Source organism: Luedemannella flava (genome assembly GCF_039528515.1).
Classification (GTDB): Bacteria; Actinomycetota; Actinomycetes; order Mycobacteriales; family Micromonosporaceae; genus Luedemannella; species Luedemannella flava.
Genome location: NZ_BAAALT010000064.1, coordinates 1 through 17,579 on the forward strand (window position 1 = coordinate 1; position 17,579 = coordinate 17,579).

16 protein-coding genes, 1 tRNA gene and 1 pseudogene are annotated in these 17,579 nt (G+C 71.9%); 9 read left to right on the plus strand and 9 right to left on the minus strand.

Going from position 1 to position 17,579, the window contains the following annotated elements:
• The 5 genes and pseudogenes from ABD211_RS12710 to ABD211_RS12730 form a co-directional block, all read left to right on the plus strand.
• A pseudogene (locus ABD211_RS12710) lies at positions 1-281 on the plus strand (SRPBCC family protein); the annotation flags it as partial.
• 168 nt (positions 282-449) lie between these two features.
• The gene (locus ABD211_RS12715) at positions 450-1,274 is read left to right on the plus strand and encodes an ABC transporter ATP-binding protein (RefSeq protein WP_344129855.1); all 825 of its coding nucleotides are present in this window, start codon (positions 450-452) and stop codon (positions 1,272-1,274) included.
• Positions 1,275-1,357: 83 nt separating this feature from the next.
• Positions 1,358-2,350 (plus strand): ABC transporter substrate-binding protein, encoded by a 993-nt coding sequence (locus tag ABD211_RS12720; RefSeq protein WP_344129857.1) that lies wholly within the window; start codon positions 1,358-1,360, stop codon positions 2,348-2,350.
• Positions 2,347-4,443, plus strand: a complete 2,097-nt coding sequence (locus ABD211_RS12725) for an iron ABC transporter permease (protein ID WP_344129860.1) — start codon at positions 2,347-2,349, stop codon at positions 4,441-4,443. Before ABD211_RS12720 ends, ABD211_RS12725 begins: the two co-directional genes overlap by 4 nt.
• A 55-nt stretch (positions 4,444-4,498) precedes the next feature.
• Positions 4,499-5,374, plus strand: a complete 876-nt coding sequence (locus tag ABD211_RS12730; protein ID WP_344129976.1) for a siderophore-interacting protein — start codon at positions 4,499-4,501, stop codon at positions 5,372-5,374.
• Here the strand turns inward: ABD211_RS12730 and ABD211_RS12735 are convergent.
• The 5 genes from ABD211_RS12735 to ABD211_RS12755 form a co-directional block, all read right to left on the minus strand.
• Positions 5,371-6,258: an amidohydrolase family protein gene (locus tag ABD211_RS12735; RefSeq protein ID WP_344129863.1), complete on the minus strand. Its 888-nt coding sequence runs from the start codon at positions 6,256-6,258 to the stop codon at positions 5,371-5,373. The two genes, ABD211_RS12730 and ABD211_RS12735, sit on opposite strands and share 4 nt — an antisense overlap.
• A gap of 86 nt (positions 6,259-6,344) precedes the next feature.
• Positions 6,345-7,157: a metal-dependent hydrolase gene (locus ABD211_RS12740; RefSeq protein WP_344129866.1), complete on the minus strand. Its 813-nt coding sequence runs from the start codon at positions 7,155-7,157 to the stop codon at positions 6,345-6,347.
• 208 nt (positions 7,158-7,365) lie between these two features.
• Positions 7,366-7,572 (minus strand): hypothetical protein, encoded by a 207-nt coding sequence (locus tag ABD211_RS12745; RefSeq protein ID WP_344129869.1) that lies wholly within the window; start codon positions 7,570-7,572, stop codon positions 7,366-7,368.
• A 125-nt stretch (positions 7,573-7,697) separates the two neighbouring features.
• Positions 7,698-10,307, minus strand: coding sequence for a fibronectin type III domain-containing protein (locus tag ABD211_RS12750; protein WP_344129873.1), 2,610 nt, complete (start codon positions 10,305-10,307; stop codon positions 7,698-7,700).
• A 108-nt stretch (positions 10,308-10,415) separates the two neighbouring features.
• Entirely contained in the window at positions 10,416-12,017 is a 1,602-nt protein-coding gene (locus tag ABD211_RS12755) for a hypothetical protein (protein ID WP_344129876.1), read from the minus strand.
• 182 nt (positions 12,018-12,199) lie between these two features.
• On the opposite strand from ABD211_RS12755, the gene ABD211_RS12760 reads away from it, so the two are divergent.
• Positions 12,200-12,282 (plus strand) — tRNA-Leu (locus tag ABD211_RS12760).
• Here ABD211_RS12760 and ABD211_RS12765 read toward each other — a convergent pair.
• Both ABD211_RS12765 and ABD211_RS12770 read right to left on the minus strand, forming a co-directional pair.
• Entirely contained in the window at positions 12,264-12,710 is a 447-nt protein-coding gene (locus ABD211_RS12765) for a hypothetical protein (RefSeq protein WP_344129879.1), read from the minus strand. The genes ABD211_RS12760 and ABD211_RS12765 overlap by 19 nt on opposite strands.
• A 16-nt stretch (positions 12,711-12,726) precedes the next feature.
• Complete coding sequence (locus tag ABD211_RS12770; RefSeq protein ID WP_344129882.1) at positions 12,727-13,215, minus strand: hypothetical protein; 489 nt, start codon at positions 13,213-13,215, stop codon at positions 12,727-12,729.
• A 205-nt stretch (positions 13,216-13,420) separates the two neighbouring features.
• Between ABD211_RS12770 and ABD211_RS12775 the strand changes: the two genes are divergently transcribed.
• A complete protein-coding gene (locus tag ABD211_RS12775) occupies positions 13,421-13,957 on the plus strand; it encodes a DUF3558 family protein (protein WP_344129885.1) in 537 nt (178 codons plus the stop codon).
• Positions 13,958-14,059: 102 nt separating this feature from the next.
• On the opposite strand, the gene ABD211_RS12780 is transcribed toward ABD211_RS12775, so the two are convergent.
• Complete coding sequence (locus ABD211_RS12780; protein WP_344129887.1) at positions 14,060-14,836, minus strand: hypothetical protein; 777 nt, start codon at positions 14,834-14,836, stop codon at positions 14,060-14,062.
• An 8-nt stretch (positions 14,837-14,844) separates the two neighbouring features.
• The gene (locus ABD211_RS12785; protein ID WP_344129890.1) at positions 14,845-15,042 is read right to left on the minus strand and encodes a hypothetical protein; all 198 of its coding nucleotides are present in this window, start codon (positions 15,040-15,042) and stop codon (positions 14,845-14,847) included.
• Between the two features lie 394 nt (positions 15,043-15,436).
• On the opposite strand from ABD211_RS12785, the gene trxA reads away from it, so the two are divergent.
• Positions 15,437-15,898, plus strand: coding sequence for a thioredoxin (gene trxA, locus ABD211_RS12790; protein WP_344129892.1), 462 nt, complete (start codon positions 15,437-15,439; stop codon positions 15,896-15,898).
• Positions 15,895-17,529 (plus strand): FAD-dependent oxidoreductase, encoded by a 1,635-nt coding sequence (locus tag ABD211_RS12795; RefSeq protein WP_344129894.1) that lies wholly within the window; start codon positions 15,895-15,897, stop codon positions 17,527-17,529. The genes trxA and ABD211_RS12795 overlap by 4 nt, the downstream gene beginning before the upstream one ends.
• The last annotated feature ends 50 nt before the right edge of the window (positions 17,530-17,579 follow it).

Below are 17,579 nucleotides of genomic sequence, written 5' to 3' on the forward strand. Positions count from 1 at the left end.
CCACGTCCGCGCCCGCCACCCCCGCCGCGGGCACGTCGGTGGCGCCGGCCACGTCAGCAGCCGCCACATCATCAGCCGCCGCGTCCGCGGCCGCCCCGTCAGGGGCCGCCCCGTCAGCGGCCGCCACGTCCGCCGGAGCGGCCACTGTCGCGGCCGCCGAACCGGAGCCCGTGGACCTGCTCGCGCTCGCGGGCGGCAGCGTGGCCCGCCGCGTGGCGCCCTGGGCGATCGGCGCGGCGGTCCTCGCCGCCGTGATCATCGTCATCCTCGTGGTGGCCTGACCCCCGCCTTCGGCGGCAGGCCGGACGCGGTTTGGCCAATTACGTACGGAATCTCGGGCCGACATTCGACACATAAGGCCAATTCCGCGCCGGCTCCCGCGCCACAAGGGCACGGTGCGCGGAGTTCGCGGCAGTTGACACCTGAGGAGGTTAGGCTAACCTAACCGCATGCCGCTCCCCTCCGCTCCGCTGCTCAGTGGGGTCGACCTGTGCCTGGGCTACCAGGGGCACCCCGTCGTCGACTCCGCACGCGTCGCGCTCCGACCCGGTCGGGTCACCGCGCTCGTCGGGCCGAACGGCAGCGGCAAGTCCACGCTGTTGCGCGCGCTCGCCCGGCTGCACCGGCCGGACCGCGGCGAGATCCTGCTCGCCGACGGCGCGAACGCGCTCGACCTGCCCGCCAAGGCGTACGCGCGGCAGGTGACCATGCTGGCGCAGAGCCGCCCCACGCCGAGCGGCGTGTGCGTCCGCGACGTCGTCGGGTACGGCCGCCATCCGCACCGGGCCCGGTTCAGCGGCGCCGACCCCGACGGCCCCGCGGCCGTCGCGCACGCCATGGAGGTCACCGGCGTGACGCCGATGGCCGACCGGCCGGTCGACGAGCTGTCCGGCGGCGAGCTGCAGCGCGTGTGGCTCGCGACCTGCCTCGCCCAGCAGACGGCCGTACTCCTGCTGGACGAGCCGACCACCTTCCTCGACCTGCGCTACCAGGTCGAGCTGTTGGACCTCATCCGCGAGCTCGCCGACGTCCACGAGGTGGCGATCGGCGTGGTGCTGCACGACCTCAACCAGGCGGCCGCGGTCGCCGACGAGGTCGTCCTGCTGCACGCCGGCCGCGTCCGCGCGACCGGCTCCCCCGCCGACGTCCTTACCGGGGACGCGCTCACCGACACGTACGGCATCCGCATCGAGGTCAGCGTCGACCCCGGCACCGGGCACGTCACCACCCGCCCGGTCGGGCGCCACACCGCGCGGCTGCACGCGGCCGCGTAGCTCAACAACGGAAAGCACCACCACGTAGCTGCCGGACGGCAGCCGCGGCGATGCCGCGCACCCCCATACAGGAGAAGATCACCATGAACCGACTGCGGACCCGGGCCGTCGCGGCCGTCGCGGCCGTGGCCATCGCCGCCGGCGCGCTCGCCGGCTGCGGCACCACCGAGGAGAAGACCGGCACGGAGACGCCGACCGCCGGCAGCGGCCCGGTCACCGTCACGGACTCGCGCGGCAAGGCCGTCGAGCTGAAGGCCCCGGCCAAGCGGGTCGTCGGCCTCGAGTGGGGCGAGCTGGAGATGCTCGTCAGCCTGGGCGTCCAGCCGGTCGGCGCGGCCGACCCGAAGGGGTACGCCACCTGGGTCACCGCCGCGCCCCTCCCGGCGGACGTCAAGGACGTCGGCACCCGCCAGGAGCCCAGCGTCGACTCGATCGTCGCCCTGCAGCCCGACCTCGTGGTGATGGAGGCCGAGCGGGACGCGCCGCTGGTCGCCCAGCTCGAGAAGTACGTCCCGGTCATCGTCACCAAGGGCAGCGACGCGACCGACAACCTCGGCCGGCTGCGCACCGACCTCACCATGATCGCCCAGGCGACCGGCACCACCGACAAGGCCACGGCGCTCCTCGCCGAGCTGGACAAGGCCATCGCGGACGGCAAGGCGAAGATCGCCGCGGCCGGCAACGCCGGCAAGGGCTACGCCATGGCCGACGGCTGGAAGCAGGGCAGCGCGATCAGCATCCGCATGTTCGGCCAGGGCGCGCTGGTGTCGCAGCTGGCCATCTCGCTCGGCCTGACCAACGCGTGGAAGGGCGAGGTCGACCCGGCGTGGGGCCTCGGCACCACCGACGTCGAGGGCGTGCTCGCGCTCAAGGACGCCGACCTCACGTTCTTCTACAACGCCTCCGACGGCGACGACGTGTTCGCCGACGGCCTGGCCGGCAACAAGATCTGGGAGTCGCTGACGTTCGTGAAGAACAAGCAGGTCACGAAGCTGCCCAACGGCATCTGGACCTTCGGCGGCCCGAAGTCCTGCATCCAGTACATCAACGAGCTGGTCAAGGCGTACGGGGCGTGAGTCAGGTTCTTTCGGTGCAGGGGCCGGCCGTCGCGCCGGCCCCCGCGCCCGCGCCCCGGGCCCGGGGCACCCGGCTCGTGGCGGTGTTCGCGGTCGCGGTCGCGAAGGTCGCGCTGATCGTCGCGGTGCACCTGACCCAGGGCACCTCGTCGGTGGGCGTGGGCGACCTCGCCCGCCTGCTCACCGGCGGCGAGAGCGACGAGACCGCGCGGGTCCTGCTCGCCTCCCGGCTGCCGCGCCTGCTCGCCGCCCTGGCCGCCGGGCTGTGCCTCGGCGTCGCCGGCGCCGCGCTGCAGTCGATCGCCCGCAACCCCCTGGCCTCGCCGGACACGCTCGCGGTGACGTCCGGCGCCCACCTGGCCGTCACGGCCGCCGCCGCGTTCGGGCTCACCCTGCCGGTGCTGACGGCCGGCGGCCTCGCCCCCGCCGGCCTCGTGCTGGCGCTGTCGGCCGGCGGCCGCTCCGGGCCCACCCGGCTCATCCTCGCCGGCTCGGCCACCACGCTCGCGCTCAGCTCGCTGACGACGCTGCTGTTCCTGCTGTTCGAGCAGGAGACCGTCGGCCTGTACGCGTGGGGCAACGGCTCCCTGAACCTCGCCGACCTGGGCGCCATCAAGCTGGTCGGCCCGGTGATCGCGGCCGCCCTGGCGGGCGTGGTGCTGCTCGGCCGCCGCCTGGACATCCTGCGCCTGGGCGACGACAGCGCCGCCACCCTCGGCCTCGACGTGCGCCGCGTACGGGTCGTCGCCGTGCTGCTGGCCGTCGGGCTCTGCGCCGCCGCGGTGACCCTCGTCGGGCCGATCGGCTTCGTCGGCCTGTGCGCGCCCGCCGTCGCCCGGCTGGCCACGCCGCTCGCGCCCGGCCTGCGGCGCCACCGCGTCCTGCTGCCGCTGGCCGGGCTCGCCGGCCTGCTCGTCCTGGTCGCCGCCGACGTGCTGCTGCGCGCCGCCCTCGGCGGTCAGGCGGGCGTCGACATCCCCACCGGCGTCGTCACCACCCTCGTCGGCGGGGCCGTGCTCATCTGGCTCGCCCGCCGGCACCGCGACTCGGGCCGCGCGGCCCGCGCCGCCGGCACCCGCCCCGCCCGGCTGCGGTCGGGCCGCTTCGCGGTCGCGGTGGTCGTCGGGTGTGCCGTGGCGACCGTGGCCGCCGGGGTGCTCGGCATGCTCGCCGGCGACACGTGGGTGCTGCTCGGCGACGTGGTCAACTGGCTGCGCGACCAGACCGGGCCGGCGTACACGTTCGTGCTCGACGCGCGCTGGCCGCGCGTGGTCGCCGCGCTGCTCGCCGGGGCCGCGCTCGCCATCGCGGGCGCCACCGTGCAGGCCGTGTGCCGCAACCCGCTCGCCGAGCCCAGCATCCTGGGCGTCACCGGCGGCGCCGGGGTCGGCGCGGTCGCCCTCATCAGCCTCGTGCCGACCGCCGGGATCTGGGCCATGACCGGCGTCGCCGGCGCGGGCGCGCTCGCCGCGTTCGCCCTGGTGTACGGCCTGGCGTGGCGGCGCGGGCTGGACGCGGACCGGCTGATCCTCATCGGCGTGGGCGTCTCGTCCGCGTGCGCCGCGGTCATCACGTTCATCATCATCGCGACCGACCCGTGGAACACGGGCAAGGCGCTGACCTGGCTGTCCGGCTCCACCTACGGGCGTACGGCCGAGCAGGTGGCGCCCGTGGCCGTGGCGCTGCTCGTCCTCACGCCGCTCGTCGCGGTCGCGCGGCGCGACCTGGACCTGCTGCAGCTCGACGACGACACCCCACGCCTGCTGGGCGTGCGGGTGGAGCGGAGCCGGCTGCTGGCGCTCGGGGCGGCGGCGCTGCTCGCGTCCACCGCCGTCTCGGCGGTCGGGGTCATCGGGTTCGTCGGCCTGGTCGCCCCGCACGCCGCGCGGGCGCTGGTCGGCGGCTCGCACGCCCGTCTGCTACCGGTGGCGGCCCTGCTCGGGGCCCTGCTGGTCAGCCTCTCCGACACGTTGGGACGCACCGTGATCGCCCCGGCGCAGATCCCGGCCGGCCTCGTCACGGCGATGGTCGGCACCCCGTACTTCATCTGGTTGTTGTGGCGCTCCCGCCTCAACGCCGTCGACATCAGCTGACCGGGAGGTCGCAGTGATCGAGCCGTGGCGTTTCTTCGTCGTACGGGTGGCGCGGATGACGCGCCTGAGCCCCACGTTCGTGCGGGCCACGCTCACCGGGCCGGACCTCGACCGGCTGGCCGACAACGGGTACGACCAGCGGATCAAGCTGATCCTGCCGATCGACGGGCGCGGGCTCGCGGACATGCCGATGGGCCCCGACTGGTACGCGCAGTGGCGCGCCCTGCCCGACGAGCTGCGCAACCCGGTGCGCACCTACACGGTGCGGGCCGTGCGGCCGGCGGAGCGGGAGCTCGACGTCGACCTGGCGCTGCACGGCGACATCGGGCCCGCCTCCCGGTGGGCGCTGGGCGCGCGCCCGGGCGACACGGTGGCCGTGCTCGGGCCGGACGCCGGCTACCCGGGCGAGCACGGCGGCCTGGAGTTCTCGCGCCGGGTCGGCACCGCCGACCTCGCCACGTCGGGCGTCCTGCTCGCCGGGGACGAGAGCGCCGTTCCGGCCGTACTCTCGATTGTGGAACGACTGCCGACCGGGGTGAGCGGGACCGCGATTCTGGAGGTGCCGCACCCCGACGACGGGCTGCCGGTGGCGGCGCCGCCCGGGCTGACCGTGACGTGGCTGGCCCGGGGGGCGCGGGCGCATGGCGAGCTGCTCGCGCCGGCCGTCCTCGAGGCGGGCGCGCGGTTGGCCCCGGTGCCCACGGGGGTCGGCGCGGCCGGGCCCGTGGACACGTCGCTGATCAACACCGATCTCGAGTACGACGACCTGTGGGAGGTGCCGGGCGAGGCGACCGGGCGCCTGTACGGCTGGATCGCGGGCGAGTCGGGCGTGGTCATGTCGCTGCGGCGCGAGCTGCTCGCGTCGGGCGTGCTGACCCGCCAGACGGCCGCGTTCATGGGCTACTGGCGGCGCGGGAAGTCGGAGGGCTAGGAGAGTTCGAGCAGACGGGCGGTGTTGTCCCAGCACACCGCCCGCAGCCAGTCGTCGCCGAGGTCGAGGGCGGCAAGCCCGGCGAGCTGCTCCGCGTACGGGTACGCGATGGCGGGGAAGTCGGAGCCGAGCAGCACCTTGCCGGCCAGGCCGAGGTCGCGCAGGTGCGGCAGGAGACGGCGCGGGCACGCCCCCGACGCGGCGTCGTAGCCGGGGGTGAACACGGCCGCGGTGTCCAGGCACACCCGCTCGTAGTGCTCGGCGAGCGCGACGAAGTGCTCGTAGTCCGGGGCCCCGAGGTGCGCGACCACGGCCCGCAGGGTCGGGTGGCGGCGCAGCACCGCCTCCAGCGGGTCGGGGCCGGTCGTGCGGGCCTCGCCGCCGACGTGGATGACGACGGGCACGCCCGCGTCGGCCAGCATGCCCCAGACCGGGTCGAGCCGGGCGTGGGTCAGGTCGAAGCCGCCGCCCGGCACGTGCACCTTGAACACGCGGGCGCCCGCGTCCAGGGCGGCCTTCGTGTACCGGTTGACGCCCGGCTCGGGGTAGATCGTCGCCGACGGGATGCAGCCCGGGTTGTGCGCGGCGAAGTCGAGCGTCCAGGCGTTGAGCCCGTCGGCCATGCCGGGCTGGTGGGCGTACGCGAGGGCGGTGAACGCCCGTACGCCCAGCTCGCGTAGGTGGGCGACGCGCTCCTCGTCGGACCACCGGTACACGTACGCGGGCAGGTGCCCGCCGGCCAGCGAGTCCTCGTCCGCGCGCAGCCACATGCGCTGCAGGTTGCGCGCCGGCAGGAAGTGGACGTGGATGTCGGCGAGGCCCGGCAGCCCGAGCGCCTGCCAGAAGGCCGGCACCTCGCCGTCGCCGTGGGGCCCCGCCGTCACGGCCGCCTCACCCGCACCGAAGCCTCACCCGCACGTCGTCTCCAGCTCGTCGCCACGCCTGCCGGCACACCTTACCGCCACGCGGCTCACCACTGGATGTTGAACCGGTCCATCAGGAACGGCACGCCGAGCCCGGCGATGGAGATCAGAGCGACGGCCGTGAAGACGATCCGCAGGACGACGGTCTCCACCTTGCCGCCGACCTCTACGACGAGCGCGTCGGGCACGCCGATGTTGCGCCACAGCCGGTTGCCTGTGGGCACGGGCCAGAACAGCGGGCAGCCGTGGCTCGTCACCACGTCGCCGGCGAGATGGACCAGGCCACCCACGCCCACGGCGACGCCGAGCAGTGGGTAGCCCCGGTCACCGTGCATGTTCGCGTACGTGAAGAAGGCGGCCCAGCCGGAGACGAGGGTGACGATGACCCAGCCGGCGCGGGCGGCCCACTTGTCGAACAGGCCGCGCAGCGCGAGGCCGACCATGAAGAACATGATGCCGATGACGGCCCACTTGCCGTAGTGCAGCGCGAGCTGCCACGTGCCGACGCCCACGCCGATGTTGAAGATGAGCGTGTGGGTGAGCGTGCGGTGCCCGTTGTGGCGCTCGGGGTCGCGGCCCAGCCGGGTGACGTTGTAGACGCCCAGGGAGAACTTCTCGATCACCTCGGCGAGGAACATGGTGACCCGGCCGAACGTGTGCGCCACGGTCGCGCCGCCCTGACCGGTGGTGACCCGGCCGGACAGGTCGAGGTCGGGCAGCAGCGCGCCACCGGCGCAGACGGCGGTGCCGACGGCGATCTCCAGCGGCGTCTGCGGATTGATCGCCCCGGTGGCCTCCAGGGCCCACGAACCGGCGAGCCACACGGCAGCGCCGGACAGTGCGTGGGACGGCCCCATCATGGTCGCCACACCCCTTCAGGTGGTCGTCGCGCGGGCGTGCCGCGCTGGTCCGGAAGACTGTGCCACCGGTGACGGGCCGGACACAATCAGCTATACATCCACAGTGGACGTGATCAACGACACCGTAGTCGATCGAGGCGCGACTGTGGGGGCGGGATACGCGACGGGCACCGGACGCCGGTCCGGTGCCCGCGTGACGCTGTAAAGGTCAGTCGGCGAGCGCCGAGATCGCCTGCGCCGCCCGGAAGTACTTGTTCGTGCCGAAGTCACGGACGGTCTTGATGCCGAAGGCCTGGGCCAGCAGCTCAGCGTCGCCCTCGGAGACGCCGTAGATCGCGGTGACGGGGGCGTCGGCGAGCTCCTGCGCCGACTTGCCGTGCCACGCCTTGATGAGCTTCGGCTCTGCACCCTGCATTGAATTCCTCCAGGTGGGGGCCGTCCACGGTAGACGACACGGCGCCGAAGGTTAGTGGTGCCGGCAGGCCCGCGCCAGCGGGTGACCGAAAGTTGACCAAGGGCGGGCGGACGCCCGCCCTTGGGTCAACACGCCGGCAGCATCTTGATGTCGTCCCCGCCGTCGAGAGTGGCCCACGCCCACGGGAAGTACTCCCGCTTGCCGCTGTAGGTGTACCCGATCCACTTGTTGGACTTCTTGCCGCCGTACGGCTCGGCGTTGATCGTCGCGTTGCCCGTCACGCCGCACACGGGCGTGATCGTGTCGCCGTCGCCGTAGGCCCGGGCGGCGGTGCTCGTCTGCGAGGGCGAGAAGTACGCCCACACATCGTCCTTGCAGTACGACGCGACCTTGCAGATCGTGGTGGCCTTCATGGTGCTGGTCTTCTTCGTCCGGCTCACGGAGGCCGTGCCGGCCGCGTTGGTCACCGTGATCGTGTAGTCGTACGAGCCGTTGGGCCACAGCCCGGTGACCGTCATGGTGATCGGTGACGTGGTGCATTTCGCGGACTTGCTGCCCGCGCCGCTGACCGCGACCTTGCAGGTGGCCGTGCCGCCCTTGTTGTTGGGCGTGAACGTGACCGACACCGAGTTGTAGTCGGACGTGTCCCGGGTGAACGTCACGGTCGGCTTGCCGATGGTGCGCGCGGTGGCGGTGCCGGTCGGGCCGGAGCCTGCCTCGTTCACCGCGGCGACGGTGACCGTGACGGCCGTGTCGTCGCCGAAGCCGCTCAGCGTCGCCGACGTGTCGGTCACCTCGGTCTCGGTGTCGTTCGCCTTCACCACGTATGCGGTGACGGGTCGGCCGTTGTCGTCGGCCTTCTCCCAGCTGACCTGGACCGACCCCTGCTTGTTGGCGACCGTGGCCGCGCTGACGTTGCCCGGGGCGCCCGGCTTCGTGAACGGGATGACGACGTTGCTGACCTCGGACGGGGCGCTGCCGCCGCCCTTGTCGTTGACGGAGACGACGGTGAACGCGACCTGCGTGCCGTACTCCAGGGTGCCGGCCGCGACCGTCATCTTGGTGGTCTTCACGTCGCCGACCGGGGTCTGCGTCCCGCCGGCCACCGACGTCACCGTGTACCGCACGATCTTGCGGCCCTGGCCGTTGGCGGCCTTCCAGGTGAGGTCGACCGTGCCGTCGGGCTGCTCCTTCGCGACCAGGCCGGTCGGCGGGTCGGGCACGTCGGACGTGGGCATGACCGCGTTGCTGGTCGCGTCCGGCCCGGCGCCCTTCTTGTTCACCGCATGGATCTTGAACCGGTACGTCTCGCCGTTGGTCAGGCCCTCGATCAGCACGGAGCGCTGGTTGGCGCCGACCTCGACCGGCCCGCCGGGACCACCGGTGATGACGTACTTCGTGATGGCCGCGCCGTTCTCGCGGCCCTTGCGCCACGTCAGGCGCACCGACTTGTCACCCGCGGAGGCGTTGACCCGCTGCGGCGGGCCGGGCACGGTCACCACCGGCTTGGGCGGCGTCGGCGGCTCCGGCGGTGGCGGCGGCGGGTCGCCGCCGAGGATCTCGTTCTGGTACTTGTCGACGTTGCTGACCTTGTGCTTGTCGTCGACGACGCGGGCGGTCGATCCGTCCGGCGCGTTGATGAACAGGTGGTCCTCGCGGACCTCCAGCTCCAGCGGGCCGCCGGCGGCCGCGATGCTGATCTGGTTGACCTGCTTGCCGTTGCCGTCGAACTCGTAGACGACGCCCGCGTCGGGGTCGGCGCAGTAGAAGTGGCCGGCGAACGCGACGACGGGCTGCAGCGCCCCGCTGCCGGGCACGTCGAACTCGACGAGCCGCTCGCCGTCGAGCACGACCACGTGCCGGTCGGCGCTCACGGTCACCGCGATCGGACCGCCGCTGGAGCGGGGCGGCAGGACGCCGGGGCCGGTCAGCGGCAGCGCCGACGGCGTCGTGCCGGCGTCGCCCTTCTGGCCGTCGACTTTGTCCTGACCGGACACCCGGGTCAGCGTGCCGGCGGTGTTGTCGAGCACGGCCACGCCGTTGTCGAGCACGGTCAGGGCGAGGTCGTGGTTGGGCGGCGCGACGTTGACCGTGCGGCTCACCTTGGGGCTCTCGCCGTTCTTACCGGGCGTGATCGCCACGACCGTGCCCTCCTGCGGCACGGCCAGCCACAGCACGCCCTTGCCGTCGAACTCGCCGGAGGTGATGCCGCGGGGGAAGGCGAGCATGTCACCGGTGGGCGCGAGCGTGCGCGGGTCGAGCTGGCGCACCTGGCCCAGCGTCGTGTCGATGACGAACGCGACGTCGTCGTGCAGCACGACCGTGACGCCGACGCCGGGCATGGTCTTCATCACCGAGGCGACCTGAAGGGTGGCCAGGTCCATCGCGGTGACCTGCCCGGTCTGCAGGTCGCGGAGGATGAGGAAGCGGTCGTTCTGGGTGACCTGCAGGTCGTGGTTGCGGGCGTCCTTGACCTGCTGACGCGTGTCCACCTTGGCGGTGATGCCGTTGATGCGGTCGACCTCGCCCTTGCCGGAGCTCCACACCCAGGAGTTCGCGTCGAAGTTGGCCACCGCGTTGTCGGCCGCGCCCAGACCGAGCAGCGTGAGACCGGTCGCGGCGAGCAGCGCGATAACGGTGGTGAGCGTGACGAGACTGCCCCGGCTCGCGCGCTTTTCGCTGGTCGTGCCGTCCACCGGCGGGACTTCGTCGCCCTCGGTGCGTGCGTCGTCCACTCGGACGTCGTCCTCTGCCCGTAGGTCGCTCATGTCCGGGCCCCCACTCGTTGGTCCTCCCCCAGAGGCGCCGCCCATCATAGGGGCGGATTGGGTATAGGCGAAACCCTATGGCGTAGTTGCTGTGGATAGCCGGTGCGTGCACACCTGCGTACTGCGCGCGACAACATCGATCGAGTACACCGCGGCGACCGTGAAGCAGTAGTCGTACCTCGTGTTGAGGCCGTGGATCGTCGACCGGGTGCGGCCCGCCGGGATGCTCTGCATCGGGTGCGACTCCTCGCCGGAGCGGGCGCCCGCGACGATGAACGGCACCGTCCCGTCCGACGGGTCCTGCCAGGTGATCGTGACCGACGTGCCCTCGTCGGTGAGCTTGAGCCGGGTCGGCGTCGTGCCGGTCGCCGGCGTCTGTCCGGACGCGACGGTCGTCGGCGGCGGGGTGCTGCGCGGCTTCTTCGTCGGCGGCGCGGACGGGGCCGCCGACGGCGACGCCGGCGGTGGGCTCGCGGACGCCGGTGGCGCCCCGGTGGCCCCGCCACGGTTCGCGTCCGTCGCCGACGGGGCCAATGCCTGCATCGCGACGACGGTGCCCGCCGCCAGCACTATGAGGCCGACGATGGACGCGACGATGAGCAACGTCCGGCGGCCCCTGGACCGGTCCGTCTCCCAGGCCGGCTCGGCCGGCCCCTGCCACCCGGGTGGCGCCCATACCTGCGGCTGGGCGGCGCCCGCCTGGCGCGGCGGGCTCCAGGTCTGCGGCTCGGTCTGCTCGTTGCTGGCCGCGGCGGCCCACCCACCCGAGTCGTACTGCTCGGGGATGTACAGCGGGGCGTCGGGCGGGATCGGCGCCGGCCGCTGGTTGGGGTCGTCACGCGGTGTGGCGGGTCCGCCCGGTGGCCTCCCGGAAGGACCGGCGGCCGGCCCCGGCTGGGCGGGTTGACGGTCCGGGTGCAGGCCGAAGACGCCCGGCGCGCCGGGCACCGGGGCGTACGGCTCGGTGCTGGTGGACGGGTCGGGTGCGGTCCAGCCGGAGCCGGACCAGCCCGTCGGGTCCGACCACTCCCCCGCGTCCGCCCAGGCCGAGGGCGTCACCTCGGCGGCCTGCTGGGGCGGCGGCCCGGGTTCGGGTGCGGGTGCGGGTGCGGCCGGTTCGGATGCGGCCCGGTCGGGCTCGCCGCCAAGATCGATCACCGGCGCGGCCGCCGGGGCCGGGTGGGGCGCCGGGGTGGGCTCCGGCGGCGTACTCCCTGGGGGAATCCACGCGGGGCCGAGGCGGACGCGGGCCTGGACCACCGCGGCGTTGTCCTCGCCCAGCACGCGGGCGCCGACCTCGACGAGATGCCGGTCCAGCTCATAGGTCGAGTCGCCCAGCTCGAGGTTGACCCGCGTCATGCGGATCTCGATCGCGAACGTGCGGGCGTCGTCGCGACCCACGGTGGCGATCAGGATCCGGTGCGCCCGACCGAGCTGGCGCTGCGCCTCGGTGAGATTGCCCAGCTCACGGGCGATCGTGGCAAGATCCACCATGGCGTACGTGAGATCGGGGTGGAACTGACCGAGATCGGCCTCCGCGGCGGCAAGACCGGCCTCCACCGCCGACCGGGCCCCCGTCAGGTCGCCGGCCTCCGCCCGCCGCCGCGCCTGCGCGAGCACTCCGGCCAGCGGTTCGGCAGGCGTGACGCGGTGCGGCTCCCCAGGCATGTCCGCCATGCTGCCTCGTTGCGCCGTGTCGCGCCACCCTCACCGTCTGTCCTGTGGACAGCCCGAACGCCCCGGGGACGCGCTGTGGATCCCGCTCGCACCCCGGCTACGGCGCCGTGTACAGTGTTCCCTCGTGCGCCTGGGGCACACGCGGGGACGGAAGTTCCCAGCGTGGGTACCATGGGTGACACGTCGAAGTGGCGGAATGGCAGACGCGCTAGCTTGAGGTGCTAGTGTCCTTAGGGACGTGGGGGTTCAAGTCCCCCCTTCGACACGAACCATATCCCAACGGTGCATGCCAAGATCGATCTCGGCGTGCACCGTTTGTGTTTCTGGGCGGTATGTGAGTTTGAGCCCCAATGCCCGGTAGACCTCCATCTTGTGCTCAGGCTGGGCCTGCTCAAGCACAGTGATCATGTTGCCGAGCCGATTGAGAAGCTCGGTGATCTCTTCGGTGTTTAGCTGGGCCTGGAGCGGCTCACGCGGGCTGACCGCCTTACTAAGGGCGAGGGCGTTGCTGCGCTCGGCCTGTGTTTCGGCTATCCATCCAGCGACCAGGGCGGGGTCGGCTCCGGCGTCGAGCGCTGCCCGGTAGCGTGCGATCTTTCGATCACACTCCTTGATGAGGTCGTCCGCTCCGGGCGCCACTATGGGCGCAGCAGCGTTGGCGGTGGCAGAAACGCGGCTCGTGTCGGGCCGCACAGGCCCCGAACTCGACTCAATCGGCTGGTTGTTGCAGCCTTTGCAAGACCTGCTCTGTGGCCCGGCGCAGGACGCGACGCCCACCGATAACAAGCACCACCGCGATCAACCTCCCCTTGAAGCTCGCGGGCCGGCGATCGACAGTGACATGGATGTGGCTTCCGGTGTCGGTCGGCTTCACGTGGTACAGCCAGAAACTGCCAGGGCGCCAGGCATTCGACTCGATCGTCTCCACCCGCACGGTGCCAGGCGTGGACCAGTCGTAGCAGTTGCGTTCCCACACCCCGCCCGCGATCGAGGAGCCCTCGGTAACGTCGGCCGAGTTCGCGCCGACCTCGTGAATCTTCAGGTGCTGCGCATCAATGTTGGGCCAGATCTCGGCGCGCTTCGGCGAGAAGTCGGTAAGGGCAGCAAGGAACCGGTCGGGTGAAACTCCACTACTGACGTCGAACTCGACTCGTGGCATCGGAGCTCCCAAATCATCCAGGTACGCGATCATCTTCACCCTAGCGACCCGAACGCGAAGGCGATCCTCAGCGGTACGCCACCCCAACATCGCATCAACGCCGACGCCGGCACAAACATCGGGTCTGACCACCGGTTCATCCCGCACCCGCCCCCGTGCTTCGGGCTGCCCCGCTGGCTGCCGACGCGTGTCCTGTAACCGACTGGGAGTTGCCGTAGGGAAGATCGTCTTCTGTCATGTACGGATGACTCACGCTCCGTGCCCGTCCCGCACGTTGGCGGTGCTCGCCCTGCTCGGCTCGCTCAGCCTGGCGGCATGCAAGTCGCCCGGGGACGGGCGGGTGGCGAACCCGTTCGCACGGGCTACCGCTAGCCCGCCCGGGTCCACTACCGCGGCCGCGCTGCCGGACCTGTGCGCGCTGCTGAGCCGTGCCGAGGTGGCGGACGCGGCCGGCACCGACATCCCGTTCCACCGCGCCGAGCGCGGCCAGAACTACATCGCCTGCGCCTACCACCACGGCGCCGACCGCACGTCGGCGGCAATCTACGTGCAGTACCAGACCGGCACGGCCGGCAGCGTCGACGTGACCGCAGCCGGTGCGGAAACGACGGTTTCCGGGATGCGCGCCAGATGGCAGGAGCGCGGCGCGAAGCTCATGGTCGCGGTCGACCGAGACCTGCTGATCGTCAACCTCGGCATCTCCACCAAGAGGGTGCGCGAGGGCGACCCGCGGGCGCTGGCCGTCGAACTCGCCGAACGGGTCCTGGTCGACCTACTGTGACGGGCACGCGCGGTGCGCGCGCCGGGTGGATCCGGGCCCTGCTCGACCGGCTCCCCACCACCTTCAGTGTGCCTGGGGCGGACAGCGTGGGACAGCTTCTACTCACTTCACCGGCCAGGTCAGCAACTGCCCGTACCGGGCGAGGTACAGGCCCAAGGTCGTGATGGGATGGCCCGCTGCGGGGGCGAGTCTGGCGTATCGAGCGAGCTGGTCATAAGCGTCGCGCAGATCCCAGTCAGAGCTGACATGACCTGTCTTAATCTCAACGAGAAGCGGGCCGACGATCAGGTCCGCGTACGCCGACACGAACTCGCCACACACGCCAGTGCTGCGCTGCAGCGGCACGCTCACCACGACGTCACCCCAGCTGTGCAATTCCTCGCGACCAGACGCGCAATGCACCGACCATAGTGCTCGCAGCTCCCCTTCTGCCGCGGTCCACAGCTTCGCCGGCCAGTCCATGCCTATCAGCATGGTCGTGATCTGCAGAGCCTGCTCCGCGGAACCCCACAACCCGTACTTGACGACGAACTCATCCAGCGCAGCCATGTAGCACGCGGCCTGCAGCAGCGAGCCGACCTGATCATGACCGCCGGCCAACCGATAGAGCTCAACCTGGGCCCGTATCCATTCGGCCCGCTCGACCGGGAGGCGAGCGATCCGGTCCTGGTACGCATCGACCACGAGAACGAGGCCGACCGCGAGCTCAAACGCCAACCCGATCCTGGTCCGCGAGGCTGAACCCGACGCCACCGCCGGTTGGTCGGGCAACCGCGCTTGGACCGCCGCGACCCACTCCACCGGATCGTCGAAGGCCGCCTGCCACGTCAGCGGACGGTGCGGTGAATCCGTCGCGTTCGTAGAACGCTCGTCCGCCATATCTCCCATCATGCACGTCGATGTGAGGTCTTGCCGTCGCCAACGACGTCGCCACCCCGCGATGACCGGCAACCGTCCAACAGCCCTAGCTGTGGGCCTGGCACGTTGACGTCGTCATACCATCCGCCGACCGCGACAAGACGGTGCTGAACTTCGGCGGCCTGCATCGCCATCACGATCCGGTTGGTCAGCTGGAGCGAAGTCATAGCTGTTCTCCTCACAGATCACGGTGAGTCCCTGTCGGTGCAGCTGCTCGGCGAGGTCCCCCGGTTGGCTCAGCCTCAATGCCTACGACAACCGGCCCGCGGTCGGCCCCATGACCCGGATGACCGGCCCCGCCATCCGGAGTGGCGGCGCAATCTTCACGTAGCGGGCGATTGTTGGGTTAGGTGGCTCCCCGGTGGGTAGTGAACTTCACACGCCGTCGGTCCATCGCCAAGCGTGGCTACGACCCCGTGTACGGAGCGCGGCCACCCGCGCGGCAGAGATATGCATCGGCTGGGCGCTGCCACAGAAAGAGGTCCGCAGCGGCGCACTGATCCGGATCGACATCGATGGTGACGAGCCGACCGGCGCCCATGACAACTCCGGAGGCCTGACGTGGCGACCGAGATCATGCAGTGCCCGAACTGCGGGCGCAAGAACCGGGTGCCGGCCGTCGCCACCGGGACGCCCCGGTGCGGCAACTGCCATCGCCGCCTGCCGTGGGTGGCCAGGGCCGGCGACGACGACTTCGCCGAGGTCGCCGGGCAGTCCACCGTACCGGTGGTCGTCGACCTGTGGGCGCCGTGGTGCGCACCGTGCCGGACCGTCAGCCCCGCACTCGACCGCGTCGCCACCGAACTTGCCGGCACGGTGAAGCTGGTGAAGGTCAACGTCGATGAGTCGCCCGAGCTCGCGGCGCGGTTCGGGGTGCAGGCGGTACCGACGCTTCTCGTGCTGGACAACGGGCAGGTCGTCGCGCGCCAGACCGGTGCCGCTCCGGCGGCCGCGCTGCGCACCTGGGTCGAGGCAGCCCTGGGCGAGAGGGCCACGGCCGGGCAGCCGGGCGGCGCCGCATGACCGCCGAGACACCCGACCAGGGTGGTGCGTTCCCCCGGCTGGACGAGGAGCAGATCGCCCTGCTGCGGGAGTGTGGCCGGACCCGGCGCACCGAGCGGGGAGATGTCCTCATCCACGAGGGCCAGCGAGACCGGGACTTCATCGTCGTCCTCGCCGGGAAGGTGGCCGTGTACGACGGATACGGCACCGAATCCCAGCGGCTGGTGCGGGTACACGGTCCCGGCCGGTTCCTCGACGAGGTCGGTTTGCTCACCGGCCAGCCGGCGTTCGTGTCGTCGGTGGTCGACGAGCCGGGCGAGGTGCTCGAGGTCCCGGTGCCGGACCTGGGCCGGCTGGTGAGCCGGCACCCGGTACTGGGTGACCTGATCCTGCGCGCCTTCGTCTGCCGGCGGGACCTGCTCGCCGGGTCGGTGGCCGGCATTCGGATCATCGGTTCGGGGTACTCACCGGACACCCGACGGCTGCGGGAGTTCGCCGCCCGCAACCGGGTACCGCACACCTGGATCGACCTGGAGCACGACCCCGCCGCCGAGGCGCTGCTACAACGGATCGGCGTGCCGCCCGAGCAGGCCCCGGTGGTGGTCTGGCGCAGTGCCCAGGTGCTGCGCAACCCGAGCAACGCCGAGCTGGCGCGGGTCGTGGGCCTGCCACTGTCCGGTGCCCCGCACGCGATCCGGGATCTCATCGTCATCGGTGCCGGGCCGGCCGGGCTGGCCGCCGCGGTCTACGGCGCGTCCGAGGGCCTGTCGACCGTCGTCCTCGACGCGGTCGCGACCGGTGGCCAGGCCGGCACGTCGTCGCGTATCGAGAACTACCTCGGCTTCCCCACCGGTATCTCTGGCGCCGAGCTGGCCGACCGGGCGGTGATCCAGGCCGAGAAGTTCGGCGCCAGCTTCAGCGTCCCGGCCGAGGCGGTCCGGCTTGACCGACGCGACGGGTACCACACGGTCGACCTCGACGGGGCGGACGAGATCACCGCCCGCACCGTCCTGATCGCCACCGGCGCCCGGTACCGCCGGCTCGACGTACCACGCCTGGCCGAGTTCGAAGGCACCAGCGTGTACTACGCCGCCACGGCCATGGAAGCCCGGTTCTGCCAGAGCCAGCCCGTGGTGGTCGTCGGCGGCGGCAACTCCGCCGGACAGGCAACGCTCTACCTGGCTCGGCACGCGTCGCGCATCCAGCTGCTCATCCGCCACGACGACCTCGGCCGCGACATGTCCCGCTACCTGGTCGACCAGATCGAGCGCGACCCGGACATCGAGGTGTCACCCCACACCGAGGTGTCTGCACCGGTGGGCCGGGACGGCGTGCTGGAGGCGCTGGCCGTCGTGGACAACAGGACCGGCGAAGTCCGGCGGCTGGCGGCAGCCCTGCTGTTCGTCTTCATCGGCGCGCAACCGTGCACCGGATGGCTGCGCGGCAGCCTCGACCTCGACGACCACGGATACGTGCGCACCGGTGGCCACCAGCGGTTCGCACTTGAGACCAGCCGAGCCGGCGTACTCGCCGCCGGCGATGTCCGAAGCGGATCGATCAAACGGGTGGCGTCAGCGGTCGGTGAGGGATCGATGGCGGTCCGCCTGGTCCATGAGTACCTCATGAGGTCCGGCCATACCGCCGGCCGGTGACGAGTGTCCCGGTAGACCTGCATCCGGCGCTCTGGCTGATCATGTTGCCG